General features: G+C 75.2%; 2 protein-coding genes. Both read left to right on the top strand.

Going from position 1 to position 1,291, the window contains the following annotated elements; all coding sequences use genetic code 11:
* Positions 1 to 659 (top strand): inositol-3-phosphate synthase (locus AC1DY2_RS19860; protein ID WP_476763977.1); only part of this gene is annotated, 659 nt, incomplete at its 5' end.
* On the top strand, positions 656 to 1,291 hold a 636-nt coding region (locus AC1DY2_RS19855; RefSeq protein WP_476763976.1), incomplete at its 3' end, for a UbiA family prenyltransferase. The genes AC1DY2_RS19860 and AC1DY2_RS19855, both read left to right, overlap by 4 nt.

Here is a 1,291-nt window from a genome sequence, read left to right as displayed (position 1 = left end):
CCGCGATCGAGTCCGGCAGCGCCTACGCGGGCTTCACACCCTCTGCCGGACTCTCGCTGCCTGCGCTGCAGGAGCTCGCCGCGCAGCGAGGCATCCCGTTCGCCGGGCAGGACGGCAAGACCGGTGAGACCCTCATCCGCACGGCGCTCGCCCCCATGTTCGGCGCCCGCGGCCTGCATGTGCACTCCTGGGCCGGAGCGAACCTGCTCGGCGGCGGCGACGGCGCCACGCTCGCCGACCCCGACGCCGTGCAGAGCAAGCTCGCCTCGAAGACCCGCGGCCTCCGCACCCTCGTCGGCGAGCACGTCGTCGCGCCGCTCCATATCGACAACGTCCCCGACCTCGGCGACATCAAGACGGCGTGGGACCACATCCACGCCGAGGGGTTCCTCGGCTCGCGCATCACCATGCAGACGATCTGGAGCGCCTACGACTCGATGCTGGCCGCGCCGCTCGTGCTCGACCTCGCGCGGCTCCTCGCGCTGGCGGATGCCGCGGGCGCCGGTGGCGTCGTGCCCGAGCTCGGCTTCTTCTTCAAGGACCCGTGGGGCAGCGACGTGCACGACTTCGGGCGGCAGACCGACGACCTGATCGCATGGGCGCAGTCGGCGGGCGCACGCCTCGCCGCGGCACGGCGACCCGCACGGATCGCACGTTGACCGCGGTCGGCGACGTCCTCGAGCTCGTGCGCGCACCGGCCGCGCTCACGGTGATCGGCGATGCGATCGCAGGCGGGTATGCCGGTGGGGGGCGTCTCGCCGGCCGCAGGTGGCTGCTGCCGCTCGCTTCCGTGTTCCTCTACAGCGGCGGCATGGCCCTGAACGACTACGCCGACCGCCGGCTCGACGCCGTCGAGCGGCCCGAGCGGCCCATCCCGTCGGGTCGCGTCCTCCCTCGGCGTGCCCTCGGCATCGCCGCCGCCTGCATGGCCGTCGGCGTCGGGCTCGCCGCGACCGGCGGCGGCCGCAGGGGGCTCGCCGTCGCCGTGCCCCTCGTCGGCGCCGTGGTGGCCTACAACACGGTGTTCAAGGAGACGGCGGCCGGACCGCTGAGCATGGCGGCGTGCCGCGGGCTCGACGTGATGATGGGTGCACGCGGCGCCGCGACGGCCCTGCCCGCCGCGACGGTGGTCGCCCTGCACACGGCCGGCGTGACCGCGCAGTCCCGCGGCGAGGTGCACGGCGGTTCCGCCGGTGTCGCACTCGCGGGGCTCGCGGTGACCGGCGCGACCACGATCGCGGCCGTGGGCGGCGGCCGCGGCAACGACGTCCGCGGCGGCGGCTCCCGGACC

The organism is Agromyces sp. P1_H4, from assembly GCF_056405255.1.
The sequence above is the reverse complement of the archived record's forward strand: the minus strand, read 5'-3'. Positions and strand labels throughout refer to the sequence as shown.